Origin of the sequence: Paraburkholderia acidisoli (assembly GCF_009789675.1) — a bacterium.
Lineage (GTDB): Bacteria > Pseudomonadota > Gammaproteobacteria > Burkholderiales > Burkholderiaceae > Paraburkholderia > Paraburkholderia acidisoli.
Genome location: NZ_CP046913.1, coordinates 2,225,032 through 2,241,643 on the forward strand (window position 1 = coordinate 2,225,032; position 16,612 = coordinate 2,241,643).

General features: G+C 66.0%; 15 protein-coding genes. 1 reads left to right on the plus strand and 14 read right to left on the minus strand.

Annotated features, from left to right (window positions below):
- Window positions 1-17: 17 nt before the first annotated feature.
- On the minus strand, window positions 18-944 hold the full coding sequence (locus FAZ98_RS09745) for a histone deacetylase family protein (RefSeq protein WP_158951023.1): 927 nt from the start codon (window positions 942-944) through the stop codon (window positions 18-20).
- Window positions 945-1,199: 255 nt separating this feature from the next.
- Here FAZ98_RS09745 and mltB point away from each other — a divergent pair, with 255 nt between their 5' ends.
- The gene (gene mltB, locus FAZ98_RS09750; protein WP_158951024.1) at window positions 1,200-2,726 is read left to right on the plus strand and encodes a lytic murein transglycosylase B; all 1,527 of its coding nucleotides are present in this window, start codon (window positions 1,200-1,202) and stop codon (window positions 2,724-2,726) included.
- A 74-nt stretch (window positions 2,727-2,800) separates the two neighbouring features.
- Here mltB and cysM read toward each other — a convergent pair whose 3' ends face one another.
- The 13 genes from cysM to hisC form a co-directional block, all read right to left on the minus strand.
- Window positions 2,801-3,703 (minus strand): cysteine synthase CysM, encoded by a 903-nt coding sequence (gene cysM, locus FAZ98_RS09755; protein ID WP_158951025.1) that lies wholly within the window; start codon window positions 3,701-3,703, stop codon window positions 2,801-2,803.
- 304 nt (window positions 3,704-4,007) lie between these two features.
- Complete coding sequence (locus FAZ98_RS09760) at window positions 4,008-4,376, minus strand: ComEA family DNA-binding protein (protein ID WP_158951026.1); 369 nt, start codon at window positions 4,374-4,376, stop codon at window positions 4,008-4,010.
- Window positions 4,377-4,451: 75 nt separating this feature from the next.
- The gene (gene rfaD / locus FAZ98_RS09765) at window positions 4,452-5,444 is read right to left on the minus strand and encodes an ADP-glyceromanno-heptose 6-epimerase (protein ID WP_158951027.1); all 993 of its coding nucleotides are present in this window, start codon (window positions 5,442-5,444) and stop codon (window positions 4,452-4,454) included.
- Between the two features lie 135 nt (window positions 5,445-5,579).
- On the minus strand, window positions 5,580-6,545 hold the full coding sequence (gene rfaE1, locus FAZ98_RS09770; RefSeq protein WP_158951028.1) for a D-glycero-beta-D-manno-heptose-7-phosphate kinase: 966 nt from the start codon (window positions 6,543-6,545) through the stop codon (window positions 5,580-5,582).
- Complete coding sequence (locus FAZ98_RS09775) at window positions 6,526-7,923, minus strand: UDP-glucose dehydrogenase family protein (protein ID WP_158951029.1); 1,398 nt, start codon at window positions 7,921-7,923, stop codon at window positions 6,526-6,528. The genes rfaE1 and FAZ98_RS09775 overlap by 20 nt, the downstream gene beginning before the upstream one ends.
- A gap of 126 nt (window positions 7,924-8,049) precedes the next feature.
- The gene (lapB, locus tag FAZ98_RS09780; RefSeq protein WP_158951030.1) at window positions 8,050-9,225 is read right to left on the minus strand and encodes a lipopolysaccharide assembly protein LapB; all 1,176 of its coding nucleotides are present in this window, start codon (window positions 9,223-9,225) and stop codon (window positions 8,050-8,052) included.
- A 60-nt stretch (window positions 9,226-9,285) separates the two neighbouring features.
- Window positions 9,286-9,579, minus strand: a complete 294-nt coding sequence (locus FAZ98_RS09785; protein WP_158951031.1) for a lipopolysaccharide assembly protein LapA domain-containing protein — start codon at window positions 9,577-9,579, stop codon at window positions 9,286-9,288.
- Between the two features lie 289 nt (window positions 9,580-9,868).
- Window positions 9,869-10,192, minus strand: a complete 324-nt coding sequence (locus FAZ98_RS09790; RefSeq protein WP_103707056.1) for an integration host factor subunit beta — start codon at window positions 10,190-10,192, stop codon at window positions 9,869-9,871.
- A 26-nt stretch (window positions 10,193-10,218) separates the two neighbouring features.
- Window positions 10,219-11,949: a 30S ribosomal protein S1 gene (rpsA, locus tag FAZ98_RS09795; protein ID WP_158951032.1), complete on the minus strand. Its 1,731-nt coding sequence runs from the start codon at window positions 11,947-11,949 to the stop codon at window positions 10,219-10,221.
- A 168-nt stretch (window positions 11,950-12,117) separates the two neighbouring features.
- Complete coding sequence (cmk, locus tag FAZ98_RS09800) at window positions 12,118-12,828, minus strand: (d)CMP kinase (RefSeq protein WP_158951033.1); 711 nt, start codon at window positions 12,826-12,828, stop codon at window positions 12,118-12,120.
- 26 nt (window positions 12,829-12,854) lie between these two features.
- Window positions 12,855-14,162, minus strand: coding sequence for a 3-phosphoshikimate 1-carboxyvinyltransferase (aroA, locus tag FAZ98_RS09805; RefSeq protein WP_158951034.1), 1,308 nt, complete (start codon window positions 14,160-14,162; stop codon window positions 12,855-12,857).
- A 106-nt stretch (window positions 14,163-14,268) separates the two neighbouring features.
- A complete protein-coding gene (locus FAZ98_RS09810) occupies window positions 14,269-15,231 on the minus strand; it encodes a prephenate dehydrogenase (RefSeq protein ID WP_158951035.1) in 963 nt (320 codons plus the stop codon).
- Window positions 15,232-15,295: 64 nt separating this feature from the next.
- A complete protein-coding gene (gene hisC, locus FAZ98_RS09815) occupies window positions 15,296-16,417 on the minus strand; it encodes a histidinol-phosphate transaminase (protein ID WP_158951036.1) in 1,122 nt (373 codons plus the stop codon).
- Between the last annotated feature and the right edge of the window lie 195 nt (window positions 16,418-16,612).

The window sequence follows — 16,612 nt, forward strand, 5'->3', positions numbered from 1 at the left end:
GCGTGCGGTTGCAGCGCTCAGATATCGGCGAGCGCGCGCAAATGCGCGACCACGCTGCGCCCGAGCGCGGAAAGGTTGTAGCCGCCTTCGAGGCAGCTCACGATGCGCCCTTTGGCGTAGCGATTCGCGATCGCGCGCACCTGCTCCGTGATCCACGCGAAGTCGTCCTCGACGAGACCGAGATTGCCGAGATCGTCCTCGCGATGCGCGTCGAAGCCCGCGGAGACGAACAGCATCTGCGGCTTGAATTCGTGCAGGCGCGGCAGCCACATGATGTCGATGGCCTCGCGCACGTCCATGCCTTTGGTGCGCGCGGCGATCGGCAGATTCACCATGTTCGGCGCGGGATCTTCGGCGCCCGAATACGGATAGAACGGATGCTGGAAGAAGCTGCACATGAGCACGCGCGAGTCGTTGGCGAACGCGGCCTCGGTGCCGTTGCCGTGATGCACGTCGAAGTCGACGATGGCCACGCGCTCGAGCCCGTGCACCTCCAGCGCGTGGCGCGCCGCGATCGCGACGTTGTTGAAGAAGCAGAAGCCCATGGCGCGCGCCGGTTCCGCGTGATGGCCGGGCGGCCGCACGCTGCAGAACGCGTTTTCGTAACGGCCCGCGAGCACGGCGTCGGTGGCCGCGATCGCCGCGCCCGCGGCGCGCAGCGCGGCCTGCCACGTGTGCGGGTTCATCAGCGTGTCGGGGTCGAGTTCCGCGTAGCCTTCCCGCGGCGCCATCTTGCGCAACGTGTCGATGTGCGCCTGCGTGTGCACGCGCAGGAGATCGGCCTCGCTGGCGAGCGGCGCGGATTCGTCGCGCTCGATCAACGTGTCGATGCGGCCCGCGATCAGCTGATCTTCGATAGCCTGCAGACGCGCGGGGCATTCGGGATGCCACTCGCCCATCTCGTGCCGCAAAAAGTCGGGATGCGTGAAGAAACCGGTCGTCATGAGTCGCGCTTGCCGCGGCTCGCCACCTGCACGACGCCGCGGGTCTCCTTAATGTTGGCGGGAGTGACTCCCGCCCCATGTGCTGATGGATTGCGTGCGGCGCGCGCAATCCATTCACAACGCGCCGCAACGAGCCACCACGTTACCACAGCGACTTCGCGCGCCCTGTGTGGGCCCGCGCACAGTGAGGCGGTTCGTAACAGACCCTCGGGTATACTGGCCCGGATATTCTCCACCGCTTCGATCCCCCCGCACATGACGCTCAAGACCGCCCCGTCCGCCTCCGGCCGCACGCATCGCACGACTCTCGCCCTCGCGCTCTGCGTGGCGGCGTCGTTGAGCGCGGGGGCCGCGCGCGCGCAAACGGGTGCCCCGGCGAACGCGCCCGCGGTACCCAGCGCCCCCGTCGCACCCGCTGCGCCCGCTGCACCCGTCACGCCCGCGCAGGCTCAACCGCAAGCGCCGGCGTCGCAGGGCCAGACGTTCGAGGAGGAAATCGTCCCGCAACGCTACGCGAACAATCCCGACGTGGACGGTTTCATCAACGACATGGTCGCGCGTTACGACTTCGACCCGGGCGCGCTGCACGCGCTGTTCGCGAGCGCGAGCTATTCGGCCACGGCGGTCAAGCTCGTCACGCCCTCGACCACGCCCGGCATCAAGAACTGGCGCGCGTATCAGGCGCGCTTTCTCGACACGGTGCGCATCAACGCGGGCGTGAAGTTCTGGCGCGCGAATCAGGCCACCTTGCAACGCGCGTCGGACGAGTTCGGCGTACCGCCGGAAGTGATCGTCGGCATCATCGGCGTGGAGACGATCTACGGCCGCTACATGGGCAACTTCCGCGTGCTGGACGCGCTCACCACGCTCGCGTTCGATTACCCGAACACGCCCAATCGCGCGGATCGTATGGCAACGTTCCGCAAGAATCTCGAAGACTACCTGGTGTGGACGCGCGACGCGCAGATCGATCCGTCGTCGGTGCTGGGTTCGTACACGGGCGCGATCGGCATTCCGCAGTTCCTGCCGAGCAGCATCGTGCAATACGCCGTCGACTATCAAGGCGATCACCATATCGATCTGCGCAACAGCACCGCCGACGCGATCGGCAGCGTCGCGAACTATCTGAAGCAGAACGGCTGGGAAACGGGCCGCCCCGTGGTGTGGCGCATCGCGAGCGACGCGGGCAGCCTGGGCATCGCGCAGGCCGCCGCCGACGGCAAGCCGGAACCGCGCTGGCCGCTCGACCAGTTGCTGCGCTCGGGCCTCGCGCTCGATCAACCCGACGTGGACATCGCGGCGGAAGCGAGCACGCCCGTCACGGTCGTCGACCTGCCCACGCCTGGCCGCGCCACCGAATACATGCTGGGCCTGAAGAACTTCTACGTGCTCACGCGCTATAACCGCAGCTTCTTCTACGCGCTTTCGGTGTATCAGCTCGGCCAGCGCGTGAAGGCGCAGATGCTGGCAACGGCGCCGGGCGTGGGGATCAGCACCACGAAGAGTACGACGACGGCGCCCATGAATGCGCCCGCCAATATGCCTTCGAATGCGCCTTCGAATGTGCCTTCAGGCGCGCCTTCGAGCGCGCCGGCTTCGAACATTCCCCCGGCAATGCCTTCCAGCCGCGCGGCGAACGGTCTCAACCCTGGCCTGAGCAACGGCGCAAACACCGGCGTCGCCGCGCCCTCGCCCGCCAGCGGCTATCCCCGCTACAACGGCAACACGACGAATCCGGCCGCGATGCCGCCTGCCCAGTTGCCCGCGCAGCCGCAGCCATAACCGGCAACGCCGCGCCTCAAAGCAAAACGGCCTTCGGAAACCCCGAAGGCCGTTTGCGTTTACCGCCGTGCCGATCAAGCCGGGAACACGCCCGTCGACAGATAACGGTCGCCGCGATCGCAGACGATGAACACGATCGTCGCGTTTTCGAGCTGGCGCGCGAGGCGCAACGCCACTTCGCCCGCGCCGCCCGAGGAAATACCGGCGAAGATGCCTTCGACCGAGGCGAGACGGCGCGCCATGTTCTCGGCGGCGGCCTGGCTCACGTTTTCCACGCGATCCACGCGGCTGCGATCGAAGATCTTCGGCAAATAGGCTTCGGGCCACTTGCGGATGCCGGGAATGCGCGAGCCGTCTTCCGGCTGCGCCCCCACGATCTCGATCGCGGGATTCTTTTCCTTCAGATACTGCGAGGTGCCCATGATCGTGCCCGTCGTGCCCATCGACGAAACGAAGTGCGTGATGCGCCCTTCCGTTTCGCGCCAGATCTCGGGGCCGGTGGTTTCGTAGTGCGCGAGCGGATTGTCGGGGTTCGCGAACTGGTCGAGGATGATGCCCTTGCCGTCGCGCTGCATCTGGTCGGCGAGATCGCGCGCGTATTCCATGCCGCCCTTCACGGGCGTGAGCAGGATTTCCGCGCCATAGGCGGCCATGCTCTGACGGCGCTCGACCGACAGGTCTTCCGGCATGATCAGCACCATCTTGTAGCCGCGAATGGCCGCGGCCATGGCCAGCGCGATGCCCGTGTTGCCGCTGGTCGCTTCGATCAGCGTGTCGCCCGGCTTGATGCGGCCACGCTCTTCGGCCTTGCGGATCATCGAAAGCGCCGGACGGTCCTTCACCGAACCCGCCGGATTGTTGCCCTCGAGCTTCGCGAGAATGACGTTGTTGCGGGAGCGGATGTCTTCGTCGGCGAGGCGGACGAGTTGCACGAGCGGCGTGTTGCCGATCGTGTCTTCGATGGTCTTGTAGGGCATGGGATGACAGTAAGGCGCGATTAACTGGATCTATCGATTCTAAACCACGCGGGGATGCACCGCTGAGGGGCACCTTTAGCCCTGCTGCGCGTGGGGACGTGGCGCTCGTATGGCAAGCCGAACAGCCACTCAAGGCAGCAACGCGAACACCGATGCAAAAAGCCCGCAGCGCGGGCTGCGGGTCAACGTCGCGGCGCAGCTACGTTTGCGCTGCGCCTGTGCGACACCTGAAGGAGACTGCCTGGGCGATGCCGCCGTTGCGCACCGGCGGCCTCGCCCGAAAAGATTCAGTACTGGAGCCGGGCTACTTCTTGACCGTCACGGCGGGCGTGGTCTGCGCGCCCGGTTTGGCAGGCGACGCCTGCGCGACCTTTTGAGCCGCCTGCGCCCCCTGCGCCGGTTGTGCGTTCGCGGGCCCGACCGCCAGCCCTTCGGCCTGCAAGCGCTCGACGGTGTGGCCGCCCAGGCCCTTCACGCGCTTGCCGAGATCGGACGCGTCCTTGAACGGACCGTGCGCGCCCCGCTCGTCGAGAATGGCTTTGGCGCGCGCGGGGCCGATGCCCTTGATGCCGCGCAGCGCGTCTTCGTTGGCGCTATTGACGTCCACGGCCGCGAACGCCTGGCCGAATGCGGCGAGCAACGCCGCCGCTGCGAACCACTGCTTGATCTTCATGCTGGATCTCCGTTAGCACCCGCCGGCGACCATCGCCGGCGAGGAGAGTCCAGTTTATGAAGTCGCGGCTTCGCGTTACACCTGGCCAGACAGCCAACGTACGTAACGATCCACGCCTTCCTGAACCGTCAGGAACGGCGCGTCGTAGCCCGCCGCGCGCAGCTTGCTCTGGTCCGCCTGCGTGAAGCACTGGTACTTGCCGCGCAGCGCGTCCGGGAACGGGATGTACTCGATCAGGCCTTCCTTCACCTGCTCCTCGAGCGAAAGCGCGCCCTTGCCTTCCATCGCGCGCAGCGTGTTGACCACGCTCGTGGCAATGTCGTTGAACGGCTGGGCGCGGCCGCTGCCCAGATTGAAGATGCCGCTCTTCTCCGGATGATCGAAGAAGAACAGGTTGACCTTCACCACGTCCTCGACCGAAACAAAGTCGCGCGTCTGCTCGCCCGGCGCATAGCCGTTGTACTCGCCGAACAGCTTGACCTTGCCTTCGGCGCGGAACTGGTTGAAGTTGTGGAACGCCACCGAAGCCATGCGCGCCTTGTGCGTCTCGCGCTGGCCGTACACGTTGAAGTAGCGAAAGCCCGCGATCTGGCTCTTCGCCGTGGGCAGCACGCGGCGGATCACCTGGTCGAACAGGAACTTCGAATAGCCGTACACATTGAGCGGCGCTTCCACTTCGCGGTCTTCGACAAAGCGGCTCGAGCCGCCATAGATCGCCGCCGACGACGCGTAGAGAAACTGCACGCCTTGCGCGAGGCACGTGTCGAGCACGGCGCGGCTATAGCGGAAGTTGTTGTCCATCATGTAGCGGCCGTCGGTCTCCATCGTGTCCGAGCAGGCGCCTTCATGAAAGATCGCGCGGACCTTGCCGAAGTCGCCGCGCGCGAAGCGTTCGACGAACTCGGTCTTGTCGATGTAATCGTCGATCTCGCAATCGACGAGATTACGGAATTTATCCGCGCGGGTGAGATTGTCGACGGCGATGATGCGGTCTTCGCCGCGTTCGTTGAGCGCCTTGACGATATTGCTGCCGATGAAGCCGGCCGCGCCGGTGACGATGAGGGTCATGATTGCTGTGCGATGAAGCGCGCTTGACGCCGGGTTGACAGGAGGTTGATGCGCCGCCGGGACCACTCTCCAGAAGTCCCGGCCGGCGTGATTTCGTTGACGGCCGCGCGCAACTCGCGCGCCGCGCGCGGAACGTCATGCAAACAGTTCGTCGTAGTCGACGGTGGCCGTACCGAGCTTGCCGACCACAATGCCGGCCGCGCGGTTCGCGAGCGCGACGCCTTCGGCGAGCGGGAGGCCCGCGCCCAGCATGGCCGCCACGGTCGCGATGACCGTGTCGCCGGCGCCCGAGACATCATACACTTCGCGTGCATCGGCGGCCGCGTGCCTCACGCCCTCGTCGGAAAAGAGCGTCATACCCTCTTCCGAGCGCGTGAGCAGCAGCGCGTCGATCTGCAGGTCGCGGCGCAGCTTCGTCACGCGCGCGAGCAGATCTTCCTCGGATTTCCACGTGCCGATCACCTCGCGCAGTTCCGCGCGATTCGGCGTGATCACGCTCGCGCCGCGATAACGCTCCCAGTCGTCGCCCTTCGGATCGACGAGCACGGCTTTACCGGCGGCGCGCGCCTTCGAGATCATCTGCGTGACGTGCGTGAGGCCGCCTTTCGCGTAGTCCGACATGAGGATCACATCGTGGCTGGGCAGCAGCGCGTCGAAGCGCGCGAGGCCCGCGAGCAGCACTTCGTGCGCGGGCGTGTTCTCGAAGTCGACACGCAGCAACTGCTGCTGGCGCGACAGCACGCGCAGCTTGATGGTGGTCGGCAGCGCGGGATCGCGCTCGAGATACGCCTGCACGTTGCTCTCGCCGAGCAGCCCGACGATACGCTCGCCCGGCTCGTCGTGACCCACGACGCACAGCAGCCCCGCCTGCGCACCGATCGCGACCGCGTTGCGCGCGACGTTCGCGGCGCCGCCCAGACGGTCTTCCTGACGCTGCACGTGCACGACCGGCACGGGCGCTTCCGGCGAGATGCGGTTGACGTCGCCGAACCAGTAGCGGTCGAGCATCACGTCGCCGACCACGAGCACGCGCGATTTCGCCAGCGTCTCGCGTGGCACGATCTTCACGCTGGGCACGGTGTCAGACTGTGGAGTTTGCATGTTTGGCATGGGGTCGCCCAATCGAGTAATAGTCAATGCCGAGCTCGGCCATCGCGTCCGGCTCGTAGAGATTGCGTCCGTCGAAAATGCGCGGCGCCTTGAGCACCGACTTCAGATACGCGAAGTCGGGCGCCTTGAACGCCGTCCATTCGGTGACGATCACCAGCGCGTGGGCGCCCGCGAGCGCGTCGTCCTGGCTCGTCGCGAAGGTCAAACGTTCGTGCTGCCCGGGCGCGTCGGCGAGATCGAGCGCGAACACGCGCCTGGCTTCCTCGGTCGCAACGGGGTCGTAGGCCGCCACGGTCGCGCCGCGCGCGAGCAGATCGGCGATCAAGCGGCGGCTCGGCGCCTCGCGCATGTCGTCGGTATTCGGCTTGAACGCGAGACCCCAGACCGCGAAGTGCTGGCCCGTCAGATCCTCGCCGCACGCGCTCACGATCTTCTTCACGAGCACTTCCTTCTGCCCGTGATTGACGTCCTCGACCGCCTCGAGAATGCGCAGGTTCTGGCCCGACTCGGCGGCCGTGCGGATCAGCGCCTGCACGTCCTTCGGGAAGCACGAGCCGCCGTAGCCGCAGCCCGCGTAGAGAAAGTGATAGCCGATGCGCGGATCGGAACCGATGCCGCGGCGCACCGCCTCGATGTCGGCGCCCACGCGATCGGCGAGATTCGCCATCTCGTTCATGAACGAGATGCGCGTGGCCAGCATCGCGTTGGCCGCGTATTTCGTGAACTCGGCCGAACGCACGTCCATGTAGATCGTGCGTTCGTGATTGCGGTTGAACGGCGCGTAGAGGCGCTTCATCTTCTCGCGCGCGAGCTTGCCGTTCTCGTCTTCGTCGATACCGATGATGATGCGGTCGGGCCGCATGAAGTCGTCGACGGCCGCGCCTTCCTTGAGGAACTCGGGGTTCGAAACCACCGAGAAGCGATGCGGCGCGCTCGCGCCCAAACCGCGCTTCGCGAGTTCTTCGGCGACCACGGCCTGCACGCGCTGCGCCGTGCCCACGGGCACCGTCGATTTGTCGACGATCACCTTGAAGCCGTCCATGTAACGGCCGATGCTGCGCGCGGCTTCGAGCACGTATTGGAGATCCGCCGAACCGTCTTCGTCGGGCGGCGTGCCGACGGCGATGAACTGCACCTCGCCGTGCGCGACGCTTGCCGCGATATCGGTGGAAAACGTGATGCGCCCGGCCGCGCGATTGCGCGCGATCAGTTCGAGCAGTCCCGGTTCGTGGATCGGCACGCCGCCGCCGTTGAGGATGTCGATCTTGCGCGGATCGACGTCGAGGCAGAACACGTCGTGGCCGATTTCGGCCAGACACGCCCCCGTGACGAGGCCGACATAGCCGGTGCCGATAATGGTGATCTTCATAGGCGCTCCGATGACTGAAGCAGATGATGAAAAGACGTTGGGGCGCCCGGTTGCCCGCGCTTCGCGCGCGGGACTACCGGCTTGCTTCGGGCAACGCGCTGGCCTGGTGGTGCTGCGGGTTCAGGCTCAGCTCGAAGCGGGAATCGGTTCGACGCGGCGCGGCGCATAGGTTTCCCAGCCGCTGCAGCCCGGACATTGCCAGTAGAAAAGCCGCGCGCGGAAGCCGCAGTTCTGGCACGTGTAGCGCGGCAGATTCTTGGTGCGCTGCTGCAACAGCTTGCGCATGAGCTCCAGCTCGCTGCGGCGCGGCTCCTCGGCGGTGGCGTGCTGCGCTTCGAGCAGCCGCGACATGCCCGCGAGATTCGGCGACTTCTGCATCTGCGTGCGGGCGAGCGTGTGCGCCGCCTCCGCGCCGCGCAGGGCCGCCACATATTTATAGGCCACATCGAGCAGATCGTTGGACGGATACGTATCCACCCAGGTCGTGAGCAGCTGCGCGCCCTCGTCGGCGCGGCCGAGCGTTTCGTACGCCTTCATCACCTTTTCGGCGACAAGGGGCAGATACGCGGGATTTTGCGCCTCGACCTCGCGCCAATGCGCGAGCGCCGACTCCGACGCGCCGCTCGCCGCGTCCACGTCGCCCGCGAGGATCGTCGCGCGCACGTTCTGCGGGTTCGCCTTGAGCGCGAGCGACAACTGGCGGCGCGCTTCATCGGCCTGCTTTTGTTGCAGCGCTTCCTGCGCCAGCTCGCAATGGAACTGCGCGATTTCGAGGCCGAGCGGCGCGGCGCCCATGGTCTCGAGCGAGCGCGCCGTATCGATACACCGGTTCCAGTCCTTCTCGATCTCGTAGATCGTGAGCAGCGCGCGCTGCGCGCCGAGCGCGTAGTCGCCCGACTTGAGCTTGCCGAAGGTTTCTTCCGCGCGGTCGAGCAGGCCCGCCTTGAGGAAGTCCTGGCCGAGTTCGAAGAGCGCGTGATCGCGCTCGTTCACGGGCAGGTCGGAACGCGAGAGCAGGTTCTGATGCACGCGGATCGCGCGGTCGGTTTCGCCGCGGCGGCGGAACAGGTTGCCGAGCGCGAAGTGCAGCTCGACCGTTTCGGGGTCGAGCTTGGCGACCTCGATGAACGCGTCGATGGCCTTGTCGGGCTGCTCGTTCAAGAGGAAATTGAGACCGCGGAAATACGAGCGCGGCAGGTTGGCGCTTTCGGACAGCAGCGCCTTCAGGTCGTAGCGCGACGCCATCCAGCCGAGCGCGAACGCGACCGGAATGACGAGGAGCCACCAAAAATCGAGATCCATGCGAGCGATGGGTTGGGCAGTTGTGGACCGCACGCGCGAGGCGCGCGCGGCAAAGCGGAATCAGATGAGCGGCGGCAGCGGCGGCTCCACCGGCGCGATGGGCGTTTCACGCGCCACGCGCAGCTCGCGCTTCAGGCGCGCGTTTTCCATGCGCAGCCGGAACACGGCCGGCAGCGCCGACAGCAGCCCCGCCAGCAAGCCGACCACGAAGAACGCGAGGCCGATCAGGATCAGCGGAGCCTGCCACGAATATCCGGCCAGGAAGTTAAGCGTCGCGGTTTGCGTGTTGGCGAGCGCGAGCACGAGCAGCAGCACGAACACCAGCACACGGATCACCCAGGCGATCAATCTCATGAAGGATTCTCTTGGCAGTTTCGAAAAGCACGGGCGGGACTGGCGTTGCACGCCTTCGCAGCGCGTACGGCGCGCTTTGCGATGTGTCCCGCGAAGTGCCCCGTATTGTAAATGAAGGCCCCGCCCACCGGCACGTGCCAGCCGTCGCATCGGCCGCACCCGCCGCGGCGCGAAAGCCGCGAACGAAAAACGCCGGGGTCGCGAGACCCCGGCGCTTTCTTCCGGTCCATACATTCTGGCCATCTGGCATTGACCGCCGACGACCGCAATCGCCCATTACAGCGAGCGCTTACAGGTCGTCGTCCGGCTCTTCGGCCTTGAGCGGCTCGCCCGATCGACGGTCCACGCGTTCGCGCAGTTCCTTGCCAGGCTTGAAGTGCGGTACGAACTTCTCAGGCACCAACACCTTTTCGCCCGACTTGGGATTGCGCCCAACGCGCGACGGCCGGCGATTCAGGCCGAAGCTGCCAAAACCACGAATTTCGATGCGATGACCCTTGGCAAGCGCCTCGGACATCGCGTCGAGCATCGTTTTGACCGCGAAATCCGCGTCCTTGAGAACAAGTTGCGGAAATCGCGTAGCCAGCTGCGCGACCAATTCAGATTTGGTCATACTTCAGCTTGCCCCCGTTTGAGGCCTTACTGGTTCTGGCCGTCGAGCTTGGCCTTCAGCAGCGCGCCCAGGTTGGTCGTGCCGGTGGCAGCCGAACCGTTATCCGACGACATGCTGCGGAGTGCTTCCTGCGTCTCGGCCGAATCCTTGGCCTTGATCGACAGGTTGATGCCGCGCGACTTGCGATCGATGTTGATGATCATCGCGTTGACCTTGTCGCCTTCCTTCAGCACGTTGCGAGCATCTTCCACGCGGTCTTGCGCGATTTCCGAAGCACGCAGGTAGCCTTCGACGTCGGCCGTCAGCGTGATGACAGCACCCTTCGCGTCCACCGACTTCACGACGCCGTCAACCGTTGCGCCCTTGTCGTTGATCGCCACGAAGTTGCTGAACGGGTCGCCTTCGAGCTGCTTGATGCCGAGCGAAATGCGTTCCTTCTCGACGTCGATGCCCAGAACCACGGCTTCGACTTCGTCGCCCTTCTTGTACTTGCGGACGGCTTCTTCGCCGGTTTCCGACCACGACAGGTCCGAAAGGTGAACCAGACCGTCGATACCGCCGGGCAGACCGATGAACACGCCGAAGTCGGTGATCGACTTGATCGCGCCTTGCAGCTTGTCGCCCTTCTTGTAGTTGCGGCTGAAGTCATCCCACGGATTCGGCTTGCACTGCTTCATGCCGAGCGAGATGCGGCGGCGGTCTTCGTCGATCTCGAGGACCATGACTTCGACTTCGTCGCCCAGTTGCACAACCTTCGACGGTGCAACGTTCTTGTTCGTCCAGTCCATTTCCGAAACGTGGACGAGGCCTTCGATACCCGACTCGACTTCGACGAACGCGCCGTAGTCGGTGATATTCGTGACCTTACCGAACAGGCGCGTGCCCGACGGGTAACGGCGCGAGATGCCTTCCCACGGATCGTCGCCCAGTTGCTTGATACCGAGCGAAACGCGGTTCTTTTCCTGGTCGAACTTAAGGATCTTGGCCGTGACTTCCTGGCCGACCGACAGCACTTCCGACGGGTGACGCACGCGACGCCATGCGATGTCGGTGATGTGCAGCAGGCCGTCGATGCCGCCGAGGTCCACGAACGCGCCGTAGTCGGTGATGTTCTTGACCACGCCGTTGACGATCGCGCCTTCCTTCAGCGTTTCGAGCAGCTTTGCGCGCTCTTCGCCTTGCGTGGCTTCGATCACTGCGCGGCGCGACAGCACGACGTTGTTACGCTTGCGGTCGAGCTTGATGACGCGGAATTCGAGCGTCTTGCCTTCGTACGGCGTCGTGTCCTTGACCGGACGCGTGTCGACGAGCGAACCCGGCAGGAACGCGCGGATGCCGTTGACCATCACGGTCATGCCGCCCTTGACCTTGCCCGTGATCGTGCCGGTCACGAGTTCGTTGTTGTCGAGCGCCTTTTCCAGCGACAGCCACGAAGCGAGACGCTTCGCCTTGTCGCGCGACAGGATCGTGTCGCCATAGCCGTTTTCCAGCGCGTCGATCGCGACGGAAACGAAATCGCCCGATTGAACCTCCACTTCGCCCTGGTCGTTCAGGAATTCCTCGATGGGAATGTAGGCCTCGGACTTCAGGCCAGCGTTGACAACCACGAAGTTGTGGTCGACGCGGACGACTTCAGCGGAGATGACTTCGCCGGCACGCATGTCCTGGCGGGTCAGCGACTCTTCGAACAGAGCCGCGAAAGATTCGGTATTCGGGGTGGAGGTTTGCAGATCGGACATAAAAATCTGTATTTGCATGGTTTGCGCTGCCTCGCCAGTCAGTCTTGACGGCTTGGCGTTGAGGCCGGAACGCGACGTTCGCGGCACGGATGCGAAAACCAAACGGGGTTAAGGGGTTAAATAACGCCCTGCTTCATGCGGGGCACCAACACGGAACAACCACTACCTACTGCTGTATTGCCTGTTTCACTGCGCTTTGCCGTGAGCCTCGGAGTGCCGCACGGGCAATGCCTGATACCACTGCACGACCTGCTCGACCGCCTGGTCGATGGACAGCGCCGAGGTATCCAACAGCTGCGCATCCGCTGCGGGCTTGAGCGGCGCGGCTGCACGACCACTGTCGCGCGCGTCGCGTTCACGCAAATCCCGGAGCAAGTCATCCATATTAGCAGAAAATCCTTTTTGGATCAATTGCTTATGCCGGCGGGCCGCGCGGGCCTCCACGCTGGCCGTCAGGAAGACCTTCAGAACCGCGTCCGGGAAGATCACCGTGCCCATGTCGCGGCCGTCCGCGACGAGGCCGGGCAGCTTGCGGAACGCCCGCTGGCGCGCCACCAGCGCGGTACGCACGCCCGGATGCGCCGCGATCATCGAGGCGCGGTTGCCCACTTGCTCGGCGCGGATTTCGTTCGAAACGTCAACGCCGTCGAGCTGCGCGAGCCCCTCGCGGAACGTGATGTGGAGATCGTCGATGAGTCTCGCGAGGCCGTCGGCGTCGTCGGCGGCGATCTCGTAGCGCATGCTCGCGAGCGCCGCGAGCCGGTAGAGCGCGCCGCTGTCGAGCAGGTGGAAGCCCATGTGCGCGGCGACCAGCGTGGCCACCGTGCCCTTGCCGGAAGCGGTGGGGCCGTCGATCGTGATGACGGGCGTCGGATAAAAGGGACGAGTCGGTTTCATGCGGCGTGTGCTATCGCGACGAAAAGTCAGGGTTGCGCGAGCGCCAGGAAGCGCTCGAAATAATCGGGGAAGGTCTTGCCGACGCACTTCGGGTCGTTGATGCGCACCGGCACGCCGCCGAGGCTCACGAGCGAGAAGCACATGGCCATGCGGTGATCGTCGTAGGTGTCGATGGCCGCGTTGGGCGTGAGCTTTTCGGGCGGGCGCACGATCAGGTAATCGGGGCCCTCCTCCACTTCGGCGCCGACCTTGCGCAGTTCCGTGGCCATCGCGGCAATACGGTCGGTTTCCTTCACGCGCCAGCTCGCGATGTTGCGCAGCGTGGTCGCGCCGTCGGCGAACAGCGCGGCCACGGCGATCGTCATGGCCGCGTCGGGAATCAGGTTGAAGTCCATGTCGATGGGATCGAGCTTGCCGTGATCGTTGCCGATGCCGCGCACCTCGATCCAGTCGTCCGCGACCGTGACGTTCGCGCCCATCTTCATGAGCGCCGCCGCGAAGGCGACATCGCCCTGGATGCTCGCGCGGCCCACGCCTTCCACGCGAATCGGGCCGCCGCCGATGGCGCCCGCCGCGAGGAAATACGACGCGCTCGACGCGTCGCCTTCCACCATGATCTTGCCCGGCGACTGGTAGCGCACGCCCGCAGGAATCTCGAAGCGATGCCAGCCGTTGTTACGCTCGACGTTCACGCCGAAGCGCGCCATCAGCTTGATCGTGATGTCGATGTAGGGCTTCGAGATCAGCTCGCCCTCCACTTCGACCACGGTCACGCCGCCTTCGGCGCGCACGAGCGGCAGCGTCATCAGCAGCGCCGTGAGGAACTGGCTCGACACGTCGCCGCGCACGCGAATGGGCGCCGTCACGTCGATCTGCGCCGGACGGATGCGCAGCGGCGGATAGCCGTCGTTCTCTTCGTAATCGATCTTCGCGCCGATCTGGCGCAGGCCGTCGACGAGATCGCCGATTGGCCGTTCGTGCATGCGCGGCACGCCGTGAATGCGGTAGTCGCCGCCATTGACCGCGAGCGCCGCCGTGAGCGGACGCACGGCCGTGCCCGCGTTGCCGAGGAACAGGTCGGCGCGCACCGCCTGGAACGCGCCGCGCGTGCCCTGCACGACGCAGGTGTCGCCCTCGCGCTTGAGCTTCACGCCGAGCTTGTCGAGCGCGTCGAGCATCACGCGCGTGTCGTCGGAATCGAGCAGATTCGTGATGGTCGTTTCGCCCTCGGCAAGCGCCGCGAGCAGCAGCACGCGGTTCGAGATGCTCTTCGAGCCGGGCAGACGGATCGTGCCGGTCGCACGGGTGAACGGTCCGAGATCGAGGTGTTCCATGAACGTTTCCTGGTGATGCCTGTTGCCGAGCCGGCGGCCGCCGGGTAGGCGAGCCGTCGCGGCTGCTTGTCAATGTGCGTGCTGTTGCGTTCGCTGGCGGGTCCGCTTATTTGTCGGGCATGGCGTCGAGTGCTGCCGACGCCGCGCCCGGCGCCGCACCCGCGTGATTGCCGCCGCGCTCCTGCCACGCCTTGCGCGCCGCGCGCGAGCGCGCGAACACGGTTTCGAGCGCCACGCCGTCGCCGGCGTCGATGGCCGCGCGCAGTTTCGCGAGTACTTCAGTGTAGCCGTCGAGTTCCGCGAGCAGCGCGGAACGGTTCGCGAGGCACACGTCGCGCCACATCTCGGGGCTCGACGCGGCAATGCGCGTGAAGTCGCGGAAACCGCCCGCGGCGAAAGAGAACTTCAGTTCGGCGTCGGGCGTGTCGAGAATCTGGTCGACGAGCGCGAACGACAGCACGTGCGGCAGATGGCTGACCGAGGCGAACACGTGATCGTGCTGCTCGCCCGACATCTCGCCGATCACGGCGCCGGTGGCCTGCCACATCGCCGCCACGCACGCGACCGTGTCGGGCGCGTTTTCCGGCAACGGACACAGCACGACGTTGCGCCCCACGTAGAGATCGGGCAGCGCGGCTTCGACGCCGCTCGACTCGCGGCCCGCGATCGGATGGGCCGGCACGAACTGCCGGACACGTTCGCCCAGCACCGCGCGCGCCGCCGCGATCACGTCGCTCTTGGTGCTGCCCGCGTCGGTCACGATGGTCTTCGCGTCGAGATGCGGCGCGATGCGTTCGAGCAGCGTCCGCGTCTGTGCGACGGGCGCGGCGATCAGCACGATGTCGGCGCCCGCGAGCGCGACGGCGAGCGCCGCGTCGTCGTCGAGCGTCACGGCGGTGTCGATCACGCCGAGTTCGAGCGCGCGCTCGACCGACCGCGCGTTGCGGCCCACGCCGATCACCTCGGCGCCCTGCACCGCCGCGCCGCGTTCGCGCAGCGCGCGCGCCAGCGATCCGCCGATCAGGCCGACGCCGAAAATCACCAGCTTGCTAAAGGTAAAAGCACTCACGGCATCACCACGAAAAAATGGTTGGCGGGTTCGCGCATCTCATCGCGCCCTGTGTTTGCGCGACTCACCGCGCACCGAGCGCGCGTTCGAGCGCGGCGACGAACGCGGCATTCTCGTCGGCGAGACCGATCGTCACGCGCAGCCACTGCGGCAAACCGTAGTTGCCGACCGGGCGCACGATCACGCCTTGCTCGAGCAGCGCGAGATTCACGCGCTCGCCGGCCGCGTCGTCATTGGCGTCACGCGCCACGCGCACCAGCACGAAATTGCCGTCCGAAGGCACGTACTCGAGGCCGAGCCGCGCGAAGGCGGCCGTAAGCGTGCGGTAGCCTTCGGCGTTGAGTTGCGCGCTGCGTTCGAGAAACGCCGTGTCGCCGAGCGCGGCAACGGCCGCCGCCTGCGCGAGCGTGTTGACGTTGAACGGCTGGCGCAGGCGGTTCAGCAGATCGGTCAGCCCCGGCGGCGCGATCGCAAAACCGACGCGCAGACCCGCGAGCCCGTACGCCTTCGAAAACGTGCGCGAGACGAGCAGGTTCGGATACCGGCGCACCCACGCGATCGAGTCGTAGCGCTTCTCGGCCGCGAGATATTCCGTGTAGGCCTCGTCGAGCACGACCACCACGTGCGCGGGCACCTTCGCGATGAACGCCTCGAGCGCCGCGCCGTCGATGAAGGTGCCGGTCGGATTGTTCGGGTTCGCCACGAACACGAGCCGGGTGTCGGCATCGATCGCCGCCAGCATCGCGCCGAGATCGTGACCGTGGCGCACGGCCGGCGTGACCACGTGGCGCGCGCCGAGCCCTTGCGTCGCGAGCGCGTAGACCGCGAACGAATACTGCGAATAGACGATGGCCTCGCCGCGCTCGACGAACGCATGCGCGGCCAGTTCCAGAATGTCGTTGCTGCCGTTGCCGAGCGTGATCCATTCGGGCGGCACGTCGTAGCGGCGGCTGAGCGCAGCCTTCAGTTCGAACGCGTTCGAATCCGGATAGCGCCCGAGTTCGGCGGCCGCCGCGGCCAGCGCGCGCTGCGCCGACTCGGGCATGCCGAGCGGATTCTCGTTCGACGCGAGCTTGACGATGCGTGCCTCGTCGAGCCCGAACTGGCGTGCGACTTCCGAAATCGGCTTGCCGGCGAGGTAAGGCGCGATCGCGCGCACGTACGAAGGGCCGAATGGCGTGGTCATGCGAGTCTCCCAACCGGGTTCCGGGCGCCGCGCGGGGCGTGCGGTGGACGGCGAGTCTGGTCGTTGCGAGGAAAGCGCGCCGCCCGTGCCGCCGCGCAACGTCGACACACGATCGACACGCGCTTCGGGCGGCGGCCGAGGCGCAAACCGTAGCGGCGGTTCGCGCCCCGGCGCGCGGATGAATCGACTTAACGC